The sequence below is a fragment of the Acinetobacter lactucae genome (genome assembly GCF_013122135.1).
GTDB classification, from domain to species: domain Bacteria; phylum Pseudomonadota; class Gammaproteobacteria; order Pseudomonadales; family Moraxellaceae; genus Acinetobacter; species Acinetobacter lactucae.
Genome location: NZ_CP053391.1, coordinates 1,170,085 through 1,192,152, shown reverse-complemented (window position 1 = coordinate 1,192,152; position 22,068 = coordinate 1,170,085). Strand labels below are relative to the sequence as shown.

19 protein-coding genes and 3 tRNA genes are annotated in these 22,068 nt (G+C 39.3%); 13 read left to right on the top strand and 9 right to left on the bottom strand.

Annotation, left to right across the window (positions count from 1 at the left end):
• Window positions 1–24: 24 nt before the first annotated feature.
• Window positions 25–1,200, bottom strand: a complete 1,176-nt coding sequence (locus HLV59_RS05525; protein WP_031948946.1) for a S1C family serine protease — start codon at window positions 1,198–1,200, stop codon at window positions 25–27.
• A 194-nt stretch (window positions 1,201–1,394) separates the two neighbouring features.
• Here HLV59_RS05525 and HLV59_RS05520 point away from each other — a divergent pair, with 194 nt between their 5' ends.
• The 6 genes from HLV59_RS05520 to HLV59_RS05495 all read left to right on the top strand — a co-directional run bounded on the left by HLV59_RS05520 (window position 1,395) and on the right by HLV59_RS05495 (window position 3,984).
• Window positions 1,395–2,153 (top strand): Nif3-like dinuclear metal center hexameric protein, encoded by a 759-nt coding sequence (locus tag HLV59_RS05520; protein ID WP_061875717.1) that lies wholly within the window; start codon window positions 1,395–1,397, stop codon window positions 2,151–2,153.
• Between the two features lie 145 nt (window positions 2,154–2,298).
• Window positions 2,299–2,925, top strand: a complete 627-nt coding sequence (locus HLV59_RS05515; RefSeq protein WP_016145941.1) for a superoxide dismutase — start codon at window positions 2,299–2,301, stop codon at window positions 2,923–2,925.
• Between the two features lie 146 nt (window positions 2,926–3,071).
• Window positions 3,072–3,147, top strand: a tRNA-Asn gene (locus HLV59_RS05510).
• 8 nt (window positions 3,148–3,155) lie between these two features.
• Window positions 3,156–3,231: transfer RNA gene (locus HLV59_RS05505), tRNA-Asn, on the top strand.
• Between the two features lie 178 nt (window positions 3,232–3,409).
• Window positions 3,410–3,485, top strand: a tRNA-Asn gene (locus tag HLV59_RS05500).
• A gap of 55 nt (window positions 3,486–3,540) precedes the next feature.
• Window positions 3,541–3,984: a DUF2726 domain-containing protein gene (locus HLV59_RS05495; RefSeq protein WP_025470673.1), complete on the top strand. Its 444-nt coding sequence runs from the start codon at window positions 3,541–3,543 to the stop codon at window positions 3,982–3,984.
• A gap of 4 nt (window positions 3,985–3,988) precedes the next feature.
• Here the strand turns inward: HLV59_RS05495 and HLV59_RS05490 are convergent, their stop codons facing one another.
• The 5 genes from HLV59_RS05490 to glnA form a co-directional block, all read right to left on the bottom strand.
• Window positions 3,989–4,189, bottom strand: coding sequence for a hypothetical protein (locus HLV59_RS05490; protein WP_061875716.1), 201 nt, complete (start codon window positions 4,187–4,189; stop codon window positions 3,989–3,991).
• A gap of 113 nt (window positions 4,190–4,302) precedes the next feature.
• Window positions 4,303–5,760, bottom strand: coding sequence for a lipase family protein (locus HLV59_RS05485; RefSeq protein ID WP_061875715.1), 1,458 nt, complete (start codon window positions 5,758–5,760; stop codon window positions 4,303–4,305).
• Between the two features lie 111 nt (window positions 5,761–5,871).
• Complete coding sequence (gene ubiA, locus HLV59_RS05480) at window positions 5,872–6,750, bottom strand: 4-hydroxybenzoate octaprenyltransferase (RefSeq protein ID WP_061875714.1); 879 nt, start codon at window positions 6,748–6,750, stop codon at window positions 5,872–5,874.
• Entirely contained in the window at window positions 6,747–7,256 is a 510-nt protein-coding gene (locus tag HLV59_RS05475) for a chorismate--pyruvate lyase family protein (RefSeq protein WP_016145946.1), read from the bottom strand. The genes ubiA and HLV59_RS05475 overlap by 4 nt, the downstream gene beginning before the upstream one ends.
• A 125-nt stretch (window positions 7,257–7,381) precedes the next feature.
• Entirely contained in the window at window positions 7,382–8,797 is a 1,416-nt protein-coding gene (gene glnA / locus HLV59_RS05470; protein WP_002052696.1) for a type I glutamate--ammonia ligase, read from the bottom strand.
• A gap of 751 nt (window positions 8,798–9,548) precedes the next feature.
• Between glnA and HLV59_RS05465 the strand changes: the two genes are divergently transcribed.
• From HLV59_RS05465 to HLV59_RS05435, 7 genes are all read left to right on the top strand, one after another.
• Window positions 9,549–11,108: a peptide MFS transporter gene (locus HLV59_RS05465; RefSeq protein ID WP_171429495.1), complete on the top strand. Its 1,560-nt coding sequence runs from the start codon at window positions 9,549–9,551 to the stop codon at window positions 11,106–11,108.
• The gene (locus tag HLV59_RS05460) at window positions 11,105–12,907 is read left to right on the top strand and encodes an aminopeptidase P family protein (RefSeq protein ID WP_171429494.1); all 1,803 of its coding nucleotides are present in this window, start codon (window positions 11,105–11,107) and stop codon (window positions 12,905–12,907) included. The genes HLV59_RS05465 and HLV59_RS05460 overlap by 4 nt, the downstream gene beginning before the upstream one ends.
• A 329-nt stretch (window positions 12,908–13,236) precedes the next feature.
• Window positions 13,237–13,698 (top strand): GNAT family N-acetyltransferase, encoded by a 462-nt coding sequence (locus tag HLV59_RS05455; RefSeq protein WP_125697629.1) that lies wholly within the window; start codon window positions 13,237–13,239, stop codon window positions 13,696–13,698.
• A 242-nt stretch (window positions 13,699–13,940) separates the two neighbouring features.
• A complete protein-coding gene (locus tag HLV59_RS05450) occupies window positions 13,941–14,525 on the top strand; it encodes an anthranilate synthase component II (protein WP_216606760.1) in 585 nt (194 codons plus the stop codon).
• A gap of 9 nt (window positions 14,526–14,534) precedes the next feature.
• The gene (trpD, locus tag HLV59_RS05445) at window positions 14,535–15,584 is read left to right on the top strand and encodes an anthranilate phosphoribosyltransferase (RefSeq protein WP_171429493.1); all 1,050 of its coding nucleotides are present in this window, start codon (window positions 14,535–14,537) and stop codon (window positions 15,582–15,584) included.
• Window positions 15,585–15,593: 9 nt separating this feature from the next.
• The gene (trpC, locus tag HLV59_RS05440) at window positions 15,594–16,400 is read left to right on the top strand and encodes an indole-3-glycerol phosphate synthase TrpC (RefSeq protein ID WP_031948953.1); all 807 of its coding nucleotides are present in this window, start codon (window positions 15,594–15,596) and stop codon (window positions 16,398–16,400) included.
• A gap of 9 nt (window positions 16,401–16,409) precedes the next feature.
• Window positions 16,410–17,105, top strand: coding sequence for a Smr/MutS family protein (locus HLV59_RS05435; RefSeq protein WP_171429492.1), 696 nt, complete (start codon window positions 16,410–16,412; stop codon window positions 17,103–17,105).
• Window positions 17,106–17,115: 10 nt separating this feature from the next.
• Here the strand turns inward: HLV59_RS05435 and xdhC are convergent, their stop codons facing one another.
• From xdhC to xdhA, 3 genes are read right to left on the bottom strand one after another with little or no spacing between them, the layout of a single operon-like run.
• Window positions 17,116–18,099, bottom strand: a complete 984-nt coding sequence (gene xdhC, locus HLV59_RS05430) for a xanthine dehydrogenase accessory protein XdhC (protein ID WP_171429491.1) — start codon at window positions 18,097–18,099, stop codon at window positions 17,116–17,118.
• Between the two features lie 6 nt (window positions 18,100–18,105).
• On the bottom strand, window positions 18,106–20,481 hold the full coding sequence (xdhB, locus tag HLV59_RS05425; RefSeq protein WP_171429490.1) for a xanthine dehydrogenase molybdopterin binding subunit: 2,376 nt from the start codon (window positions 20,479–20,481) through the stop codon (window positions 18,106–18,108).
• Between the two features lies 1 nt (window position 20,482).
• Window positions 20,483–21,982 carry a xanthine dehydrogenase small subunit gene (gene xdhA / locus HLV59_RS05420; protein ID WP_171429489.1) on the bottom strand — a complete coding sequence of 500 codons (1,500 nt, stop codon included), beginning with the start codon at window positions 21,980–21,982 and terminating at the stop codon, window positions 20,483–20,485.
• Window positions 21,983–22,068: the final 86 nt, after the last annotated feature.

The following is a 22,068-nucleotide window of genomic DNA, read 5'->3' as shown; positions in this document are numbered from 1 at the left end:
CCTCACTAAGAGGCTTTTTTATCTTTACTGTTTAGGCAGTGGTATAAATTGTGATTGAGTATTTTGGTTTTTTCTTTCGCCAACTGTTACCACAAAGTTTTGTTGCTTCCCATCTCGCTCAACCATGACATTAATTTCGCTATTAGGCGCTTGTAATGCGACATAATTGATCAAATGAGATGCCGAAGTGATTGCCTGATTATTCACCTGAATAATTTTATCACCAATCTTAATTCCTGCTGATGCAGCGGGACCATTTTTCAAGACATCTGCAACCACAACCCCAATTTGCTGTTTCGGTGCTAACACATCTTCTTGGGTAGGCGGTAGTAAACTAATACCTAACCATCCACGCACGACACGACCATCTTTCAAAATTGAGTTTAAAACTTGCTGGCAAACTTTAGCAGGAATAGCAAAACCAATACCTAAAGAACCACCTGACTGAGAAAAAATAGCCGTATTTACACCAATTAAATTCCCAGCAACATCAATTAATGCTCCACCAGAGTTACCTGGGTTAATTGCAGCATCTGTTTGAATAAAGTCTTCATAGGTATTAATACCTAAATCAGAACGTTCAGTCGCCGAAATAATACCCTGAGTTACCGTTTGTCCAACGCCAAATGGGTTACCGATTGCTAAGACGACATCACCTACTTCATTACCACTTAGCTTAAATGGCAATACAGGTAATTTATCTAGATCGATTTTAATTACAGCTAAATCAGTATCAGGGTCTGTTCCCACAATCGTTGCTTCTGCACGACGTCCATCATGTAAGGCCACTACAATTTGATCAGCTTGAGCAATCACATGATTATTCGTAAGAATATAACCGTCAGCTCGTACAATAACCCCAGAGCCTAAGCTATTTTCATTTTGCTGTTGTTGTTCAGGAACCTGATTTCCAAAAAATTCGCGGAAAACAGGATCACTTAATAATGGATGATTTTGTTTAACTTTCTGGGTCGTAAAAATATTAACAACGGCTGGAGCTGCAACTTTTACCGCAGCGCTATAAGATACCACCCCGCCCGTTCGTGAAGTATCAACCAATGGTTCAACTTTCTCAGCAGGCATTTGCACCCCATCAACTGCAACAGTTGGTTTCGGCTGATGGTATTTTTGCCATGCAATAAAACTGGCAATTACAATAATAAGTAACACCCAAGGTAACCATGTAAAGGTGCGGCGCACGTTCATATCCTCTACGCAAAGAAGTTTTTAATTAAATTAATATATTGAACAAAAAGACTTTTCAGTTAAGCATTTTAAATTAAATATGTCGATATACATAAAAAAGTCAAAAAAGATTTGTCTAGCTTTAGTTACACAACAAAATATGTTTCTATAGCTTTAGCAATTATTTACTAATCAATTCAGGAAATATCATGGCGAATTTGCATGAAATTATTCAGTGGTGCGACCAAACCTTAAAAACAGCAGAATTTAAAGATTACGCACCTAATGGCCTGCAAATTGAAGGTTCAACTGAAGTAAAGCGTATCGTTTGTGCGGTTACTGCTTCCGAAGATGCGATTGATGCAGCAATTGCTCAAAATGCAGATCTATTACTCGTACATCATGGTTACTTTTGGAAAGGCGAACCGTACCCAATTACAGGAATGCGCGGCAACCGCATTAAAAAACTCATTCAAAATAATATTTCATTAGTCGCTTACCACCTACCTTTAGATGCCCACCCAACTTTGGGCAACAATGTAGCTATTGCAGAAAAACTAGACTTGCAGAATTTAGAACCACTCGATTTAGCCGAGAAACATCCAATTGGCAATATTGGTTATTTAGAACAAGCGCTTTCTGTTGATGAATTTAAAGCAAAACTACAAAACAGTTTTGATTTTAAGGTCATTCATTTGCCAGCAGAAAAACAAAGCATTCAAAAAGTGGGCTTCTGCACAGGTGGGGCTCAAGATTTTATTGCTAAAGCGGCTTTGCAAAATTGTGATGCTTATATCTCAGGTGAAGTCAGTGAACGAACTTTTTATGAAGCAAAAGAGTTAGGTGTTCATTATTTTGCCTGTGGTCACCATGCAACTGAGCGTTATGGAGTTCAGCGTTTGGCACAAGCGATCTCAAAACAGTTTTCAATTGAAACTGAATATTTTGAATTGAATAATCCGATTTAATTAAGTCTTTTTTTCAATCTGTGTTATGCGTATTAATTAGATCTTTATTGTGTATAGTTCTTTAAAACGATGCCCTATTGGTAACAGAATCATTTACAATAGAGCCACTTAATTGTATAACCCAGCAAATGCAAGGAATAGGAACATGACAACCATTACTTTACCTGCACTTCCATATGGCTATGATGATTTAGCGCCACATATTAGTAAAGAAACTTTAGAATACCATCACGATAAACACCACAATACCTATGTTGTTAACTTAAACAACTTAATCAAAGGGACTGACCTTGAAGGTAAAACTTTAGAAGAAATCATCCAAGCAACTGCTGGTGATGCATCTAAAGCTGGTATTTTCAACAATGCTGCTCAAGTTTGGAACCACACATTCTATTGGAATTCTATGAAGCCAAACGGTGGTGGTAAGCCTACTGGCGCAATCGCTGCTAAAATTGACGAAGCTTTTGGTAGCTACGAAAAATTTGCAGAAGAATTTACTGCTGCTGCAACAACTCAATTCGGTTCAGGTTGGGCTTGGTTAGTTGCTGATGAAGTAAATGGTAAACTTTCTATTACTAAAACTTCTAATGCAGACACTCCACTTGCACATGGTCAAATTGCTGTATTAACAATTGACGTATGGGAACACGCTTACTACATCGATTTCCGTAACTTACGTCCTAAATACATCGCAACTTTCTTAGAAAGCCTTGTGAACTGGGACTATGCAAATGCAAAACTTGCAGGTCAACCAGCAGGCGTAGAGAAATAATTTTATTTCTTTATGAAAAACCACCCTGTTTTGGGTGGTTTTTTTATTTTTAATACAACAAAAGCATATTAATCAAGCAAACGATTCATTTTCTTTAATATTCTTATTGACGGTTTTAGATTTCATCCATAAAATGCGCATCAGATTCTCCAATAGCTCAGTCGGTAGAGCGACGGACTGTTAATCCGCAGGTCCCTGGTTCGAGCCCAGGTTGGAGAGCCATCTACTAATCTCCCATAGCTCAGTCGGTAGAGCGACGGACTGTTAATCCGCAGGTCCCTGGTTCGAGCCCAGGTGGGAGAGCCAAGATTCTAAAAGCCCGCATTTATTGTGGGCTTTTTCTTTTTTATCATTTAATACTTTTATTATTTTTAATAAAATCAACGATTCGAATATTTTTAGAACAAATGATTAGATATTCTCTCTAATTCTGCTATTAAGGCTTGACCCAGCCCCCTTTCCTGCCTAAAATCCTTTTCCAGATTCTCCCATAGCTCAGTCGGTAGAGCGACGGACTGTTAATCCGCAGGTCCCTGGTTCGAGCCCAGGTGGGAGAGCCAAGATTTTTAAAAACCCACTCATTTTGAGTGGGTTTTTATTTGTATGATGCTTACCATGTTCGAATCGAGTCACTTATTTTTTATTGTTTTAGGTTGCGTAAGCACCTGTATTTTTCTTCTTGTTTGCTTACGTCCTTATTTATTTCCAAAACAAAAATTCTTTGCTCGTCCTGTCATTACAAACTTTGAAACTCAAATGTTCATCCGTTTAAAACAAAGTTTTCCAAATTATCATGTGTTAGCACAAGTGGCTTTTAGCGCTTTAATTACCAGTAATGACTATAAAATTCGTAGTCAGTTCAATCGTAAAGTTACTGACTTTGTCGTGCTAAACGACAAGATGGAAGTAATGGCCATTATTGAGCTAGATGACCCTACCCATCTTGAAAAAGTAGAAGAAGACCGTGTTCGTGATCAAATGCTCACTGAGGCAGGCTACCTTGTAAAGCGCTACACGAATATTCCTACCGTACGCCAATTACAAAAGGATATTCATTAATAAGCTATTTCGTTTCAGAATTTGCAGCTTCTTTTTCAGCGATTCTTTTTGCCATTTCTAAACGCTGCTGTTCGTATTGTTTTTTATTCTTCGCATCACTTTTTGCAGCAAAGAAAAGAATTCCTATAATCAGAAAAGGTATGAGTAAGCCTAATCCCATTAATAACCAAGGAACAGATTTTTTTTCAACAGGTTGCTGGCTCATAAACGCTTTAAACTCAGATAGTATCAATTTCAGACCGCGTAACAATATAACAAAAAAGAGCCGCTATAAAGTGGCTCTTTTTTTAAACTAATTTCAAATTAAACAAATAAATTTTAGAATTTACCTGTGCAATGTGGACTTTGGCTGGCATCTTTTTGAGCATCAGTTAGCACAATACCTGTACCTGCCGACATATTAGCTTGAATGAAATCTACAGCATTGGCATTTTCACATATGATTGCTTGTGTATGAGTTGCATTCGGTACAATAGTTAGTTTATAACCCTTATCGTAGCCTGCTTGTGGGAAGAGTTTCACAGCATTCGCTTTCATATTGGCAAATAAGCCTTGTGTAACGACTGGCAATACTGCTTGATCTTTTTCACCTTGAATAATAAATACAGGCGTTTTAATAACTTTCTCGGCTGTAGCATTGGTAGCAGGTTGAGTCGCTTTTAAAAAGTTTTGAACGACCTGATCTGTTTTAAATTTATTCAGATCGATACCGTACTGGGTAATTTGATGTGTAGGGTCAGCCAAGAAAGCTAAGATTCCCGCTTTAAATTTCTCTTGCAGGCCGTTTGCAGTATCAGGCACAGGATAGCTTAAACATGCACCATCATCACCTGTACGACCATAAGCCAATTCTGCAATATCAGCTGCCCCCGATGTAAAAATTGCCTTCAAGTCATAGTCTGGTTGCTGTGCTTTAATCCCTGCACTTGCGAATGCTGCATATGCTAATAATTCGGCATATCCTTCTGCAGTTTTATCAATTGTAGGTACAGCAAGTGCTAGTGGATCATTTGGAGACATTTGCCCTGCAGCAATCGCTGCATCAATCTGTCTACGCGCTGTAATCGCCTGATCTAGCTTACTAACTGCAAAATTACTATCTTGATTCATTGCAGGGTCAATATAAATTTGAATGATTGTTCCTAAACTTGAAGCAGGCGCCCCTGCTACTGCACCTTTGTAACTTACATCTGTATTAGCAAATTCAGCAGTACCCAAAGATGCATGCCCCCCTTGAGACTGACCAATCGACATCCAATCACCTTTTAACTGAGCACCATAATGTTCTTTTATTGCTTTAACTGCAGCTAATGCTGATTTTGCCTCACTAGATAAGTTTAAGTACGGATGCACCCCTTGTGTACCTAAACCTTCATAATCGGGTGCCACAATCACATAACCTGCTGCCAATAAAGACTCAGCAAGGATTTTAAATCGCGGATTAATTGCATTTTTACTTGGCGCACAACCGTCACCCACCCCAACAGTTCCGTGTTCCCATACCACTACCCGATAGCCATCTTTCGGTTGTGTTGCTTTTGGAAACAATACCATTGCTGTAGCAGTTGCTGTTTTTCCTTGAACATTTGCCATGTTATAAGTCATTACTTTGATCGTTGAAGCATTATCAACTTTATCAATCGCGTAATTACTTTCTGAGACATAAGCTTTATTTGTGTCTATCCCTGTGTAGTCATCATCATCGTCATTACACGCTGTGAGAAATAGTGCTGAAATTGATAATGTTATAGCTAAAGCAATGTTTGACCGTTTCATAGAATATCCTTTTTATGTGTTATTTATTCCGCATATTTTTTTATGCACAAATATTAAGACATAAAAAAAGTGCTCTGCATAGAACACTTTTCAACCTCACGGTCATTTTTACTATATGAAATTTAAAAATATTCCTAGAAAAATGATTAATCCTACCCAGCGATTGTGACGGAATGCCCAAAAACATACTTGAGGGTTGCGGTCTTTCGTTTTAATTGTTTGATATACAAAATCAAATGCCACTACAACTAAAGCAATAATTGCCCATGGGAATAAAATATTTTCTAAATATAGTGCAGTACCAATCAAAATAAGACTAGTTGCTTGTAAAAGAGCAATAATCTGGATGTCATATCGACCAAAAAGAATAGCGGTAGATTTCACACCAATCTTTAAATCATACTCACGATCTGTAATTGCATATTGAGTGTCAAAAGCCACTGTCCAAGCCAAATTACCAAAATAAATGAGCCAACACGTTATATCTAAAGGCTTACCCATTGCTGTAAATGACATTGGAATACCCCAAGAAAATGCCATACCTAACACTACTTGCGGTAAATGGGTATAACGTTTCATAAAAGGATATATAAATGCTAAAGCCAAGCCCCCTAATGCACAGTAGAACGTCGCGATAGGTAAAAAGAACAACGTACAAGCACTGGCAAATACTAATGCTAAAAATACATACACCGCTTCTCTTGGACTAATTACACCTGTTGCCAAAGGGCGTGTTTTTGTACGCTCTACATGTCCATCCACTTTTCGATCAGCGAAGTCATTAATTGCACAGCCAGCGGCACGCATAAAAATTGTACCTAATACCATCGCCAAAAGAATATGTAGAGGTGGCATTCCCTCTGCTGCAATCCAAAGTGCCCACATGGTTGGCCAAAACACCAGTTCTGTTCCAACAGGCTTATCAAATCGACATAGATAATAATAAGCTTCTAAACGCTGACGCCATGTTGTACCTGTTGCAGTCGTCATAGTAATTCCTTGTCGTGCTGCTGATTTAAAAAAGCTTCAAAAGCCGGTAAGAATGTTTCTTGGACGATAAATTTACATCCATGCCAAGTATAGCAACTTTGTCGCGTCCAACCTTCTGACAAAAGAATGACACGGCGGTCACAAAGTGGAGTTGTTCTTTGAAATAGAAAAAAGCCAATCGGCTTAGAACCAATATGCTGAAATATACGGGCCTTTTTTTGTAAGCTTTGAATTGGAAAAATACTTTTTGCCTTCACCCACGGCTCTGCCTCACAGCCATATAAATAAGTTTCCCTTACCCACGAGGTGTGAGCATGAGACATATTCATCCATTGACTATCTGCAAAAGTTAAACGCTGAAAGTGTTCTTTAAAGGGCTTTACACTGAACTGGCCACCACCAAGTTCAGTTAATTGTTGGGTCAGAGAACCAGACGCATACAACCATGTTTTCAACTCAGGATTTAAAGTCTTTTCCTGTTTAAGTACTGGTTGCCGTTTACGCATAATCTGCTCACATGAAAACTCGCACCTAGTTTACTCCAATTTTTTGATAAAAAACGTAGAGAATTCAATCAACATTTTGAGCAATAAAAAAGCCTGCATATGCAGGCTTTTTTATGAAATACGTATTACAAGCTGTAGTACATATCAAATTCAACTGGGTGAGTAGTCGTGTTAAGACGACGTACATCTTCAGTTTTAAGTTCGATGTATGCATCAAGCATTTCTTTAGTGAACACGCCGCCTTTTAACAAGAATTCGTGATCTGCTTGAAGTGCTTCAAGAGCCATATCTAAGCTATGAGCAACTGTTGGGATTTTTGCTTCTTCTTCTGGAGGAAGATCATACAAGTTCTTATCAGCAGCTTCGCCCGGATGGATCTTGTTTTGGATACCGTCGATACCAGCCATTAATAATGCAGCGAAACCTAGGTACGGGTTCATCATTGGGTCTGGAAAACGAGCTTCGATACGCTTACCTTTAGGGCTAGAAACGTATGGAATACGGATAGAAGCAGAACGGTTACGCGCTGAGTAAGCAAGCATAATTGGTGCTTCGAAGTGAGGAACCAAACGCTTGTATGAGTTTGTAGATGGGTTTGTGATTGCATTCAATGCACGAGCGTGCTTGATGATACCACCGATGAAGTACAACGCCATTTCTGAAAGGCCTGCATATTCATCACCAGCAAACAAGTTCTTGCCATCTTTAGAGATAGACATATGAACGTGCATACCAGAACCGTTATCACCTACCATTGGTTTAGGCATAAACGTAGCTGTTTTTGCATATTGGTGAGCAACGTTCCAAACTGCATATTTGAACTGTTGAACTTCGTCAGCTTTACGAACAAGAGTATTGAAGCTCACACCAATTTCTAACTGGCAAGAAGCAACTTCGTGGTGATGTACTTCTACACGACCTGGGCCCATGATGTCTTCGATTTTTGCACACATTTCTGCACGCATATCTTGTGAAGAATCAACTGGAGGAACTGGGAAGTAACCACCTTTAACACGTGGACGGTGACCAGAGTTACCAGACTCGTAATCTTTACCAGTAGACCAAGCAGCTTCTTCAGCGATTAATGTATGACGAGCGCCAGACATATCGATGTCCCATTTCACTTCGTCAAAAACAAAGAATTCTGGTTCTGGACCGAAGAATGCAGTATCACCGATACCTGTAGATTTTAAGTATTCTTCTGCACGACGAGCAATCGAACGTGGGTCACGCTCATAACCTTGACCTGTTGAAGGTTCAATAACGTCACAAGTCACAACTACAGTTGGTTCAGCAAAGAACGGGTCGATAAAACCAGTTTCTGCATCTGGACGTAAAATCATGTCAGATGCTTCAATGCCTTTCCAACCAGCGATTGAAGAACCATCAAACATTTTACCGTCTTCAAAAGTATCTTCATCAATAGAATCAGCTGGGTAAGTTACGTGCTGTTCTTTACCCTTAGTATCAGTAAAGCGAAAATCGACCCATTTTGCGCCACTTTCTTGTATGAGTTGAAGGACCTTGTTCGCCATGCTCATTTTGCTCCAATGAAATTTTGTTGCACTTGTTAAGTGCGTGTTAGTTGCTGGTATTTATATAGCAATTCTCATACCAACTTTATAAGACTTACCTAAAACATTGAATTGCTTATAACTATCCATGATTTAGGCCCCTTGTCTCGAACCCATTATACTGTTTGCATAGTTAAATGCACCATATTCAGACATTTTCAAATTATGGCATACAAGAATAGCTCGCAATCGCCCTAATTTAGTGCAAAATTGTTGCGCCAATATGAATCATCGCATCAATATCTACCAGTTAATCATGATCATAATACTTTCTTATATAGAAAGCTGACTTTGTTACTGCAATGCATGAAAATAATAATCTATTTTATATAAAATTTTTAAGCTAGAGCTAAGACCATGTTGCCTACTCCAAGCTTTGCCAAGAAAGGTTCTAGAAAAAAACGACTTCTAAATAGAGATTTTGAAAATGGAGTAATCTAATAGTTCATATTCATCCATAGGAACTCTAAAGCTTTAAAATATTATTCTAATTTTTCTTATAGAACTGTTTGTACTAAAGCAAGACTTGGTCAGCTTTGGTGCGCCAAGAAGAATCTTTTTCGCTGATAATTTCCCCTTCTAATTTTTACCATTTGTTATATACCTTTTTTATACATGACCAACTTGCTTTTTCACTTTAAAAAATCTAAAAAATAAAACATAACTTTTTTTTATAATTAAACAAACTAAAAGTTTTGTTTTTATCTAAATTACAAATATGTTCAAAGGATTTGAAATGAAGCATGAAATCGAACAATATGACAGAGCTTTTTTCGGCCACCCAAAACCACTAAAAACTTTATTTTTTACAGAGCTATGGGAACGCTTTTCTTACTATGGAATTCGGCCCTTATTGGTTCTTTATATGGTTGCAATGGTCAATGACGGCGGTTTAGGCCTTGACCGTCCAACCGCAGCAGCAATTGTTGGGTTATTTGCAGGTTCCATGTATTTAATGACCGTTTTCGGTGGTTGGATTGCCGATAATTGGTTAGGTCAGGCGCGATCGGTCTGGTATGGTTCCATTATTATTGCGCTAGGCCATTTATCGATTGCCCTAACCGCACTCTTTGATCAATTCTTCTTTTATTTCGGTTTAGTTCTTATTGTTATTGGTTCAGGATTATTTAAAACCTGTATTTCAGTCATTGTCGGAACATTATATAAGGCTCAGGATAGTAGACGAGATGCCGGTTTCTCCATTTTTTATATGGGGATTAATATGGGTTCGTTTATCGCCCCACTCATTACGGGTATATTAGCTCGTGAACATGGCTGGCACTTAGGTTTTGGAATTGGCGGCCTTGGAATGTTAGTTGCTTTACTTATTTTCCGAGCATTTGCTATTCCACAGCTACAAACTTTCAATGAGTTACGTCAAGAAAATGACAATTGGAACAAACCCGTCGTAGAAAATAAAAATGCGCCAAAAATTGCTTTCTCTTTTTTACTTTCTGTCGGAGTTATTATTGTCCTTACTTTGTTTGATGTCATTCATATTAATCCAGTCGCGGTAGCAACTTATTTAACAGTTGGAATCGGCGTTGGTATTATCGCTTACTTTGCTTATTTATTATTTTTCTTGAATTTAGAACAACACGATAAATTTAAAATTATTATTTGCTTCGTTTTATTAGCCACATCCGCATTGTTCTGGTCTGCTTTTGAGCAAAAACCGACATCTTTTAATTTGTTTGCACAAGATTATACAGATCGTATGGTTTACGGTTTTGAAATACCAACTGTATGGTTCCAATCAATCAATGCCCTGTTTATTATTATCTTCGCTCCAATTGCAGCTTGGCTATGGGCGAGACTAGGTAAATCGAATAAAGATCCGAATTATATCAGTAAATTTATCATTGCATTGTTGCTTGCAGCAGGCGGCTTTCTCGTTATGTCTTTTGCCAGTCGTTTTGCAATTTCTGGCGGCTTAGTTTCACCATTTTGGTTAGTAGGTACTATATTTTTACTTACCATAGGTGAACTTTGTTTAAGCCCGATTGGCTTATCAACTATGACCAAACTTGCACCTGATGTTATACGTGGTCAAATCATGGGCCTATGGTTTACTGGGTCAGCGTTAGGTAATCTCATCGCTGGTCTCATTGGTGGGCACGTGTCATCAGATAGTATTGACCATTTACCTACTCTTTTTATGCGATGTGTTTTGGCATTAGTAATTGGCGCAATCGTGTTATTTTTATTAAAGAAACCTATTAATAGATTAATGAACAAAAGTACCAGTAAAGTTCAACCTGACTTGGAAACTATATGAGCGTTTTAACTGTTCCAGAAAAACTAGAGAAACTTCGCGAACTCATGCGCAATCAGCAGATTGATGCATTTGTTGTGATGAGTGCCGATCCGCATATGTCAGAATATTTGCCCGACTATTGGAAGGCGAGACAATGGCTCAGTGGTTTTAGTGGCTCTGTTGGTACGTTAGTCGTGACGCAAAACTTTGCTGGCCTATGGGCAGATGGTCGCTATTGGGTACAAGCCGAGCAACAACTTGTTGGAACTGGCTTTAATCTTCAAAAATTAACAAGTGATGAGTCTTCAACACATTTAGCTTGGATTGCACAAAACTTAGCAGCAGATTCGATCATTGCGGTAAATGGACATACCTTATCTATTCAACAATTTAAAGCACTCGAACATACTGCACGAGTTCATAGCTATAAACTCGAGACTCAAAAAGATTTAGTTGGAGAGATTTGGTTAGACCGCCCAGAACTACCATCTGAAAAAATCTATTTAATGCCTGAAGGGTTAAATGCCCTATCTCGTAAAGAAAAAATTCAGGCGATTCGTGAGACTTTACATAGCAAGAATATTTCTGGGCATTTCATTTCATCTTTAGATGATATTGCATGGGTCTTAAATGCACGTGGACAAGACGTAGAATACAACCCTGTTTTTCTTTCTCATTTTTACATTAATGCAGAACAAGCTGTTCTGTTTATTGATAGTAGAAAACTAGATTCAAGCATTCAACAAGCTTTCGCAGCCGATGGCATCGAAATTCGTGATTATGAAGATACGGCTCAGTTTTTAGCGAATATTTCTGATGCTTCTGTACTTTTAGATCCAGCAAAAGTATCGATTTTTCATGAACAAGCCATCGCAAAAGATATTCAGGTTGTATACGACATCAATCCAAGTACGCTTTTTAAATCGCGTAAGCATGAAAGCGAAATTGCTCATATCCGCCACGCAATGCTTAAAGATGGAGTCGCGCTTTGTCACTTTTTCCATTGGCTAGAAAAAGCACTTCATCATGGTGAACGCATTTCAGAACTGACTATCGATGAGAAAATTACTGCCTACCGCGCTCAGCAAGATGGATTTATAGGCCCAAGTTTTTCAACGATTGCTGGCTTTAATGCCAATGGTGCTCTACCCCACTACCGTGCAACTCCAGAACAATATTCTTTCATTGAAAGCGATGGTTTATTGTTGATTGACTCAGGTGGGCAATATGTAGATGGAACAACGGATATTACTCGTGTGGTTCCTGTAGGCATACCAACAGAGCAACAAAAACGTGACTATACGCTGGTTTTAAAATGTCACATTGCTTTGGCAAAAACCATTTATCCAGAAGGTTTAGCTGCACCTCTACTCGATTCAATTTGTCGCCATACTTTATGGCAACATGGTTTAGATTATCGCCACGGCACAGGTCATGGCGTAGGCTTTGCGCTTAACGTACACGAAGGACCGCAAGTACTTTCTTATTACGCTCCTGTTCATGCGTACAGTAAATTGCGTGAAGGTATGATTCTCTCTAATGAACCAGGTCTGTACCATGAAGGGCAATACGGTATTCGTATTGAGAATTTGGTTGCAAACAGGCTCCACTCTGGGTTTGAAAAAACCTATGGTGAATTTTTAGAGTTTGAAACACTCACGCTTTGCCCAATACATTTAGATTGTATCGTTGCAGATCTGCTAACGAATGAAGAGAAAGACTGGTTAAATGGTTACCATCAAACTGTCCAAGAAAGACTCGCTGAACATTTGTCTGGCGATGTTTTAGATTGGCTAATTTATAACACACGTAAGATTTAAATTTTTTTTGTGACTAAGGCAGAATAGTTTTTTATTTCCAATGAAAAGCTTGTTCTGCCTTTATTGTCTTTATCTCTATTTTTTAATTAAAAGCTATTAAAGCTGATTTAGTTAAATAAATTTCTAAAAAATCTCCCTGTTTTTAACTAATAAAATAAAAAGTCCTTATTCATTGATAACTACACAACTATTAGCCATTTAGCCATTAAGAATTTTTATGATTAAGAAACATAATCGTAACTATAAAGAAGTAGTTTTGAAGAGAACTTTTTAAGCACTATGCTATTTTTAACCGTATTCAATATTTCTTTGAATTAAAGGGTTTCCCTATGCAGGTATCCAATTTCACAGTCACACGTGATGATCATTATACCGTTTCTACAGATCCCTCTAAACTCGACATAAAAGTGATTCATTCGTTTCTATACCATTCAAAATGGGCAAAAGGGATCGATTTAGAAACAATGCAAACCGCTATACAAAACAGTTTGTGCTTTGGGTTATATGCTCCGAACAACCAACAAATTGGTCTTGCTCGTATCATTACAGACTATGCAACCTTTGCTTATGTAAAAGATGTTTTTATCATCAATGAGTTTCAAAAATTGGGATTAGGACGATGGCTAATGGAATGTTGCTTAGAACACTTGGAGTCTCTTAAACTTCGCAGAATTATGTTACTTACCAGTACAGCCTCATGGCTCTATGAAAAAATAGGGTTTACTCCACTGAATCAAGAAAATTTTGTATGGCAGATTTTGCCTAATAATAAAGAGATATCTTCAAATTAAATGATCAATTTGCTCCACTCTTTTAGTTTAGAAAATACATCGACTTATAATTATTAATATGCTTTTGCTAGCAATAAAGCATGAAGTTATTACAAGACAAGGAAATTCTGGTACATTAGCCGCTTAGAAAGCGGCTTTTTATTTGATCAAATAAAGGTACTTTTTAAAAAGTAAGTAACATTGTGAGTAAAACTCTAGTCACTTATTAAATATATATTAATTATCATGAGGTTAAGTTCATCATGCTTCTAATGATCGACAATTACGACTCTTTTACCTACAACATCGTCCAATATTTTGGCGAGTTGAATCAGGAAGTAAAAGTAGTTCGCAATGATCAAGTCACATTAGAGGATATTGAACGATGGCAACCTAAATATCTGGTTATTGGTCCTGGTCCTTGTTCTCCAAGCGAAGCTGGTATTTCAATTCCTGCAATTAATCACTTTGCCGGAAAAATTCCTTTGCTTGGCGTGTGTTTAGGGCATCAAAGTATTGGGCAAGCGTTTGGCGGAAACATTGTAAGAGCCAAAACGGTTATGCACGGACGTTTATCTGATATGTACCACAGCAATAAAGGTATTTTCAGTAATCTTCCTAGCCCATTCTCGGCAACTCGTTATCACTCTTTGGTGATTGATCAGCAAACACTGCCTGATTGCCTTGAAGTAACGTGTTGGACCAATGAAGCAGATGGCTCAATGGAAGAAATCATGGGTGTTAAACATAAGACATTGCCTGTTGAAGGCGTGCAGTTCCATCCTGAATCAATTTTGAGTCAACATGGCTATCAAATCTTTAAAAACTTTTTAGATATTTATGCATAAGTGATCACTATGAATATTCAACAAGCACTTAACCATATAACAAAAAATATTCACCTGACTCAGCCGCAAATGGAAGACATTATGCGCAGCATCATGCAAGGTGAGGCAACCGAGGCACAAATTGGTGCTTTGATGATGGGCCTTCGCATGAAAGGTGAAAGTATTGACGAAATTACTGCTGCCGCACGTGTTATGCGTGAATTCGCTATTAAAATTGATGTCAGCGATATCAAACATTTAGTTGATATTGTTGGTACAGGCGGCGATGGACAAAACTTATTTAATGTCTCCACTGCTTCAAGCTTTGTGATTGCAGCAGCAGGTGCAACTATTGCAAAGCATGGTAACCGAGGCGTTTCAAGTAAATCAGGTTCATCTGACTTACTTGAACAAGCAGGTATTCATCTTGATTTAGACATGCAACAAACTGAACGCTGCATTCGTGAGATGGGTGTAGGGTTTTTATTTGCTCCAAATCATCATAAAGCCATGAAATATGCTGTAGGCCCCCGCCGTGAGCTTGGGATTCGCAGTATTTTCAATTTACTTGGCCCGCTTACGAATCCGGCTGGTGTAAAACGTTTTGTGATTGGGGTATTTTCAGATGAGCTTTGTCGTCCGATTGCAGAGGTTATGAAACAGCTCGGTGCTGAACACGTCATGGTTGTTCATTCAAGAGATGGGCTCGATGAAATCAGTCTTGCTGCTCCTACTGCTGTTGCAGAACTCAAAGACGGCGAAATCACGGAATGGACACTTACCCCTGAAGATGTCGGAATTGAATCACAAACTTTAAATGGTTTAGTTGTTGCAGATGCAACAGCAAGTCTAAAGTTAATTAAAGATGCTTTAAGCAAAAATAAATCCGATATTGGTGAAAAAGCAGCAAACATGATTGCGCTTAATGCAGGCGCAGGCATCTATGTGGCGGGCATTACCAAAACTTATGCTCAGGCTGTTACATTCGCTCAAGATATTATCTATGGCGGACAGGCTTTAGAAAAAATGAGTGTTTTGGCTGAATTTAGCAAAACATTAAAGCAATCTCAGGCAGATTAAGGATTTCTCATGATTAATATTCAAAATACCATTTTAGGTAAAATTGTTGACCGTAAACATGAGGAACTTGCTGCGCGTTTAAAACAACGTAATTTGCAAGATGTTGAAGAACTAGCAAAAGCTGCAACTCCAGTAAGAGGCTTTGCAAATGCTTTACAACATAAACGTCCGGGCGTGATTGCTGAAATTAAAAAAGCATCTCCATCAAAAGGAATCATTCGCGCAGACTTTAATCCTGCCGAAATTGCTCAGCAATATGAACAAGCTGGAGCAGCATGTTTATCGGTATTGACCGATGTTGATTTCTTTCAGGGTGCAGATGAAAATATTGCGATTGCTCGCAATCATTGTGCCCTACCGGCTTTACGTAAAGACTTTCTGATTGATCCATATAATGTAGTTGAAGCACGTGCTTTGCATGCTGACTGTATTTTATTAATTGTTGCTTGCTTATCTGACCAACAACTTGAAGAAATGTCTAAAACTGCGTTTGAACATCAACTTGATGTATTAGTTGAAGTTCATGACGAAGAAGAAATGGAACGCGCTTTAAAGCTTTCTGAGCAATGTTTATTAGGCGTGAATAACCGTAATTTAAAAACGTTTGATGTAGATTTAAATACATCCATTCGATTGAAAAAATTACTTCCGGCCTCACGTTTATTAATTACTGAAAGCGGTATTGCGACACCAGATGATGTGCGTATGATGCAAGAGCATGATATTCACAGCTTCTTGGTGGGCGAAAGCTTTATGAAACAACCACGTCCAGATCAAGCTTTTACTGCTCTTTTTGGACAACCTCAAACGGTTTAATGAAGATATATGAGTAATAAAGATTCATCGCTTTCTAAAGAGCAACAGAAGTTATTGAAGCAATTTAAAAAGCAAATCTCCAATCCTCATTCAAGCAAAATCACAAATCAGCCTGAGTCTAAAAAATCTCAGGCTGAGTCTGAAGAATTGGAAGATACCCACCTGTTTCAACAGGCTGTTTCAGGTGTTAAACGCATCAACAATAGCAATGTTGCCGATGTAAAAACACCTCGTGCCAGAAAAGTTGATGCACAAACGCTAGCGAAACGGGCAGCCGCCGAAGGTGGCCGTGATACTGAACATGCCGAGTTATCAGATACGCAAGCTGCTTTAAATCCGGTCGCAAGCCAAGCAACGTTAAGCTATCGCATTGCTACCCTCCAGCATAAGGTTTTTGAAGACTTAAAAGCAGGCAAGATGCGTTGGTTTGAAGCTGTAGATTTACACGGCTGTACCATTGAACAAGCACGTGACGCAGTTTTACAAATCATCCAGATGGCAAAAGATGAAAATCAAAATGTCATTAAAATTGTGCATGGTAAAGGCCCAGAAGCGGTCTTAAAAACCTACGTCAACGGATGGTTACGTCAACACCGCGATGTTTTGGCCTTTGTAAGTGCGCCAGAAAATCAAGGTGGCACAGGTGCTGTTCTCGTGCTGCTTAAACGTGCAGAGAAAAATCCAAAGTTCGAACAAAAAAAATGATCCTTTGGGATCATTTTTTTACATCAAACACCTGCAATAATTGAGCAACCACTGCAACGGCAATCATTGCAGGTTGTTTCGATGAAATCCCTTCTATTCCGATCGGGCAAACCAAACGTTGTAATGTTTCCTGAGTATAACCACGTACTTGCATACGTTTCTCAAAAATAGCCTTTTTACTTTTTGAGCCAATCATCCCAACATAAGCAAATGGTTTTGCCGTAGGTTTTAAGGCTGTAAAACACAATTGCAAATCTAATTGATGATCATGAGTTAAAATTAAAATTGCACCTGAATGGTCAAAATGCTCGATCTCAGTTTCTAAGGTATCAGTCGTTAAACATTGCACCTGTTCCAGTAAATCGGATGGGAAAATATCATCACGCGGATCAATCCATTTCACCCTCACACCAATAGGTAATAAACAACGGACAATTGCTTCACCCACATGCCCCGCGCCACAAATCAGCACTTGCATAGCATAAGGTTGAATCTGCTGGCCAAATTGCCATTCTTCACTGCTGCCAGAATGAAACTCGAAACTTGGTTGCTGTTCCATATCCATAGTTTGCCAAGTGGATGCATGTTGATGTGAGACTGTACGCAATATGCGCTGCCCGGCTCGCCATGCTTGCAAACAATGGGATAAATCCGATGCGATCTCAGCGGGTGATATTTTTTCAAATAATAACCACATCACTCCACCACAACACTGCCCCAGCCGTGCACTGAGGTTAAAGCGTTCAATACGTCTCACACAAGCTTCAGTTTCGCTTAACATTGCTTTAGCAATATCAATCGCTTGAAACTCTAAATGCCCACCACCGATCGTATCTGATTGCTGCCATTGCTGTTGCAAATTAAAGCGCAATAACATTGTTGCACCGACTTCTCTTGGTGTTGAACCATCGGCGCGTACCACTGTGACCAATAGCATAGGCAGAGCATCGACTTGCCACGCCACAAAATCAGTCCACCATTGTAAATGTTGCATAATCTTCTACATTTTAGCTTGTGGGCGAGTAGCCAAAGCTTGTCCACGCCCAATCGCAATTGCACGTAAAATTTCTTCGGCAGTTGCCGGAGCATTCAATACGAGCGGTGCATTTTCTGGAATAGCCGCTTGTACTGCCTGACGAATTGCAGAGAAAACAGATAATGCCAACATAAATGGAGGTTCACCTACCGCTTTAGAGCGATAAATAGTGTCTGCCTGATTTTGATTGTTAAACAGTTTGACATTAAAAATATGAGGAATATCCACACTGGTTGGGATTTTATAAGTTGAAGGTGCATGGGTAAATAAGCGGCCTGCGTGTGGTCCCTGCGGCTGCCAATATAACTCTTCTGTCGTGAGCCATCCCATTCCTTGAACAAAACCACCTTCAATTTGCCCAATATCAATTGCAGAGTTAATCGATCGTCCGACATCATGCAAAATGTCAGCACGTAATACTTTCATTTCTCCAGTTAAAGTATCTATTGCGACCTCACTGACTGCTGCACCATAGGCATAATAGAAAAACGGACGCCCCAAATGGTTGACCTGATCATAGTGAATTTCTGGTGTTTTATAAAAACCACTGTCCCATAATTGTATACGCGCCATGTATGCCCGTTGAACTAAGTCAGGAAATGCCCATGAATAGCCATTCGCTGTTGAGACCATACTATCTTCAAATTGGACTTGATGAGCCGCACTATCACTTATTTCTGCGGCAAGTTTTGCCAGACGCTCACGAATTTTAATACAGGCATTTTGAACAGCTTTACCGTTTAGATCTGCGCCACTCGATGCTGCTGTTGCCGAAGTATTGGGCACACGAGAAGTATCGGTTGCAATTAAACGAACGCTATCGATTGGTAAACCCAACTCATGCGCAGCAACCTGACGTACTTTGGTATATAACCCCTGTCCCATTTCTGTACCGCCATGCGTAATCGCGACAGTCCCATCCATGTATACATAGACCAGTGCACCCGCCTGATTGTAGTGCACGGCATTAAATGAAATACCGAACATTAATGGGGTTAACGCAATACCACGCTTAATGATGTCATTGTTCTGATTAAAAACATGGATACTCTGTTTGCGTTTCGCATAATGGCTACTTTGCAATAATTCGGCTACTAATTTTGGCGCAACATTATCACGGACCTCTGCCCCATAGTGCATACGGTCACGTCCAGCACCGGGCTGCTCGGCAAAGAAATTACGCTGACGAATTTCAACTGGGTCACAACTTAAATAACGAGCAATGTCATCAATAATATTTTCAATGACAAACATCCCTTGCGGTCCACCAAAACCACGATATGCCGTATTGGAAACAGTATTGGTTTTACAACGTAAGTTACGGAGCTCAACTGCATTTAAATAATAGGCATTGCCAATATGGCAAATGGCTCGCTCATTCACTGGCCCAGAAAGATCAGCCGAAAAACCACAGTTTGAAGCCAGTTGCACCTTTAAGCCTTGCAAAATACCGTTGTCATCAAAGGCTACAGACCACTCATAAGAAAAACCATGGCGTTTGCCTGTAGCACTCATGTCATCATCACGATCTAAGCGTAATTTACAGGGACGGCCTGTTTTTTGTGCTGCCAAAGATGCAATACATGCCCACTGTGCCGACTGTGACTCTTTACCGCCAAAACCTCCCCCCATACGGCGGCTTTCCACACTCACCTGATGCATATTCATGCCTAATGCATGACAAATCAGCAGCTGCATTTCTGTTGGATGTTGTGTCGAGCAATAGACTTTTAAGCTCTGATTTTCTTGTGGAATCGCATAGGAAATTTGCCCTTCCAAATAAAAATGCTCTTGCCCACCCAGTTCAATAGCACCTGAAAGTTGATGGGCTGCGTTTTGAAATGCCTGCTCAACTTCACCATGGCTAAATTCAACAGGCGGTAATACCCACGATTCTTTTTTAATTGCATCTTGAATCGTTAAAATTGGAGTTTCGGGCACATACTCAATTTTTGCCAAACGAACTGCTCGACGGGCTTGCTGATAACTCTCGGCAACAACTACAAACAAAGCTTGTCCATAAAATTCGACCTGCTCTTCGGCAAAAATTGGGTCATCTTTTACAATTGGTCCCCAATTATTTTCAACATCAATATCTTTTGCCAAAAATACTGCATGGACACCATCAGCCTGACGTACCGCATCCAAATCAAACTTACTGATTTTACCTTTAGCACAACTTGAAAACCCAACCGCCAGATGCATCGTATTTTCAAGCTCGGGTAAATCATCGATATAAGTTGCCTGCCCAGTCACATGTAAATGTGCACTTTCATGTGGAATCGAGTCGCCTGCTTTAGCAGATTTTTTAGAAACACTTAAGTCAATGTTTTGATTCATATTAGATCTCCACCACAGCAATCAAGTCATTCACACGAGTAATCGCTTGAGACAGGATTTTTTCTACATAAAAACGCTGTAAACAGTTTTTAGCGACTTGTAAACGATATGCCGAGCTAGCACGTCCATCATCTAAAGGTTGATAGTCTTGGGACAATGCCTCTTGTGCCTGAATCATCAATTCTGCTGTAAGTTGCTGACCTTCTAAGATAGCTTCTGCATATTTTGCACGTTTGGGAGTAGCCGCCATACCACCAAAAGCAATTCTCACTTTGTGAGCGACATAATGAGTATCTAACTCGCATGAAATAGCTGCACATACTGCAGAAATATCTTGCTCAAAACGTTTGGCAATTTTATAGCTGGCAAATTTAAAACGCGTCTGCTCCTCACGAAGCGAAATAATAATTGCCTCAACAAACTCACCAAGCTGTAATGCTGTTTTTTGATAATCTAGATAAAAGTCTTCCAAGGCGATTTCACGGGTTTGTTCACCTACACGCAAAATCAATCGTGTACCTAGCGTAATTAATGCCGGCATTGAGTCACCAATAGGCGAACCATTGGCAATATTTCCACCTAGGGTTCCTGCATTTTTAATAGGCATGGAAGCAAAACGGCGCTGTAATTCTTGTAAGTCAGGATAAAAATCTGAAATTTTGATGAGTGCATCATTCAAACTTACATTTGCCCCAATCTTTAAAGCATGATCTGTGACTACAATTTTTTTGAGTTCTTTCACTTGACCAATATAAAGCATATCGCCTAAATCACGGCCCTGCTTTGTTACCCACAAACCGACATCTGTGCTACCAGCAACAATACGCGCTTGAGGTAACTGCAAACGTAATGCGGCAAAATCCTGCAAACTCTTTGGTGCAAAGAATTGCTGACCATAATTATTCAAATGTAATGCAGGTAATGCTTTGATCTCTTTTAATACATCAATTACTTTTTGACGTTGTAATAAAACACGCGGATAGTCATATGCTTTTTGTGCTGCATCTAAAATAGGGCGATAGCCTGTACAGCGGCATAAGTTTCCAGAAATATAATCACTGATTTTATCTTTGCTCGGAGAATGCTGTTCATTTTCATACATTGACCATAGCGACATAATAAAACCGGGTGTACAAAAACCGCATTGTGAACCATGCATATCGACCATTGCCTGTTGTACAGGATGAAGTGTGCCATCTTGGGCAGGCAATAAGTGATGAAGATCTTCCACTGTAAATAGTGCTTTACCATCTAAAGTCGGTAAAAACTGAATACACGCATTCACATTGCGCAATTGTAGGTTGTCATTGACCAACTCACCAATCACTACTGTACATGCACCACAATCGCCCTCAGCACATCCCTCTTTTGTACCAGTCTGCCTAGTCTTACCAGTTTGAGTATATTCTCGCAGAAATTGCAAAACCGTCATTGTAGGTACTACATTTTCTATTTGCTGCTGACCACCACGGAAAAAAAAGGTGATTGGACGTTCTGACATGTTTTATCCTTATGCTCTATAACACTGCATCTCTGCAAATATGATGCCACTAGGCGACCATTTAGAACTTACCTATATTAAATGCA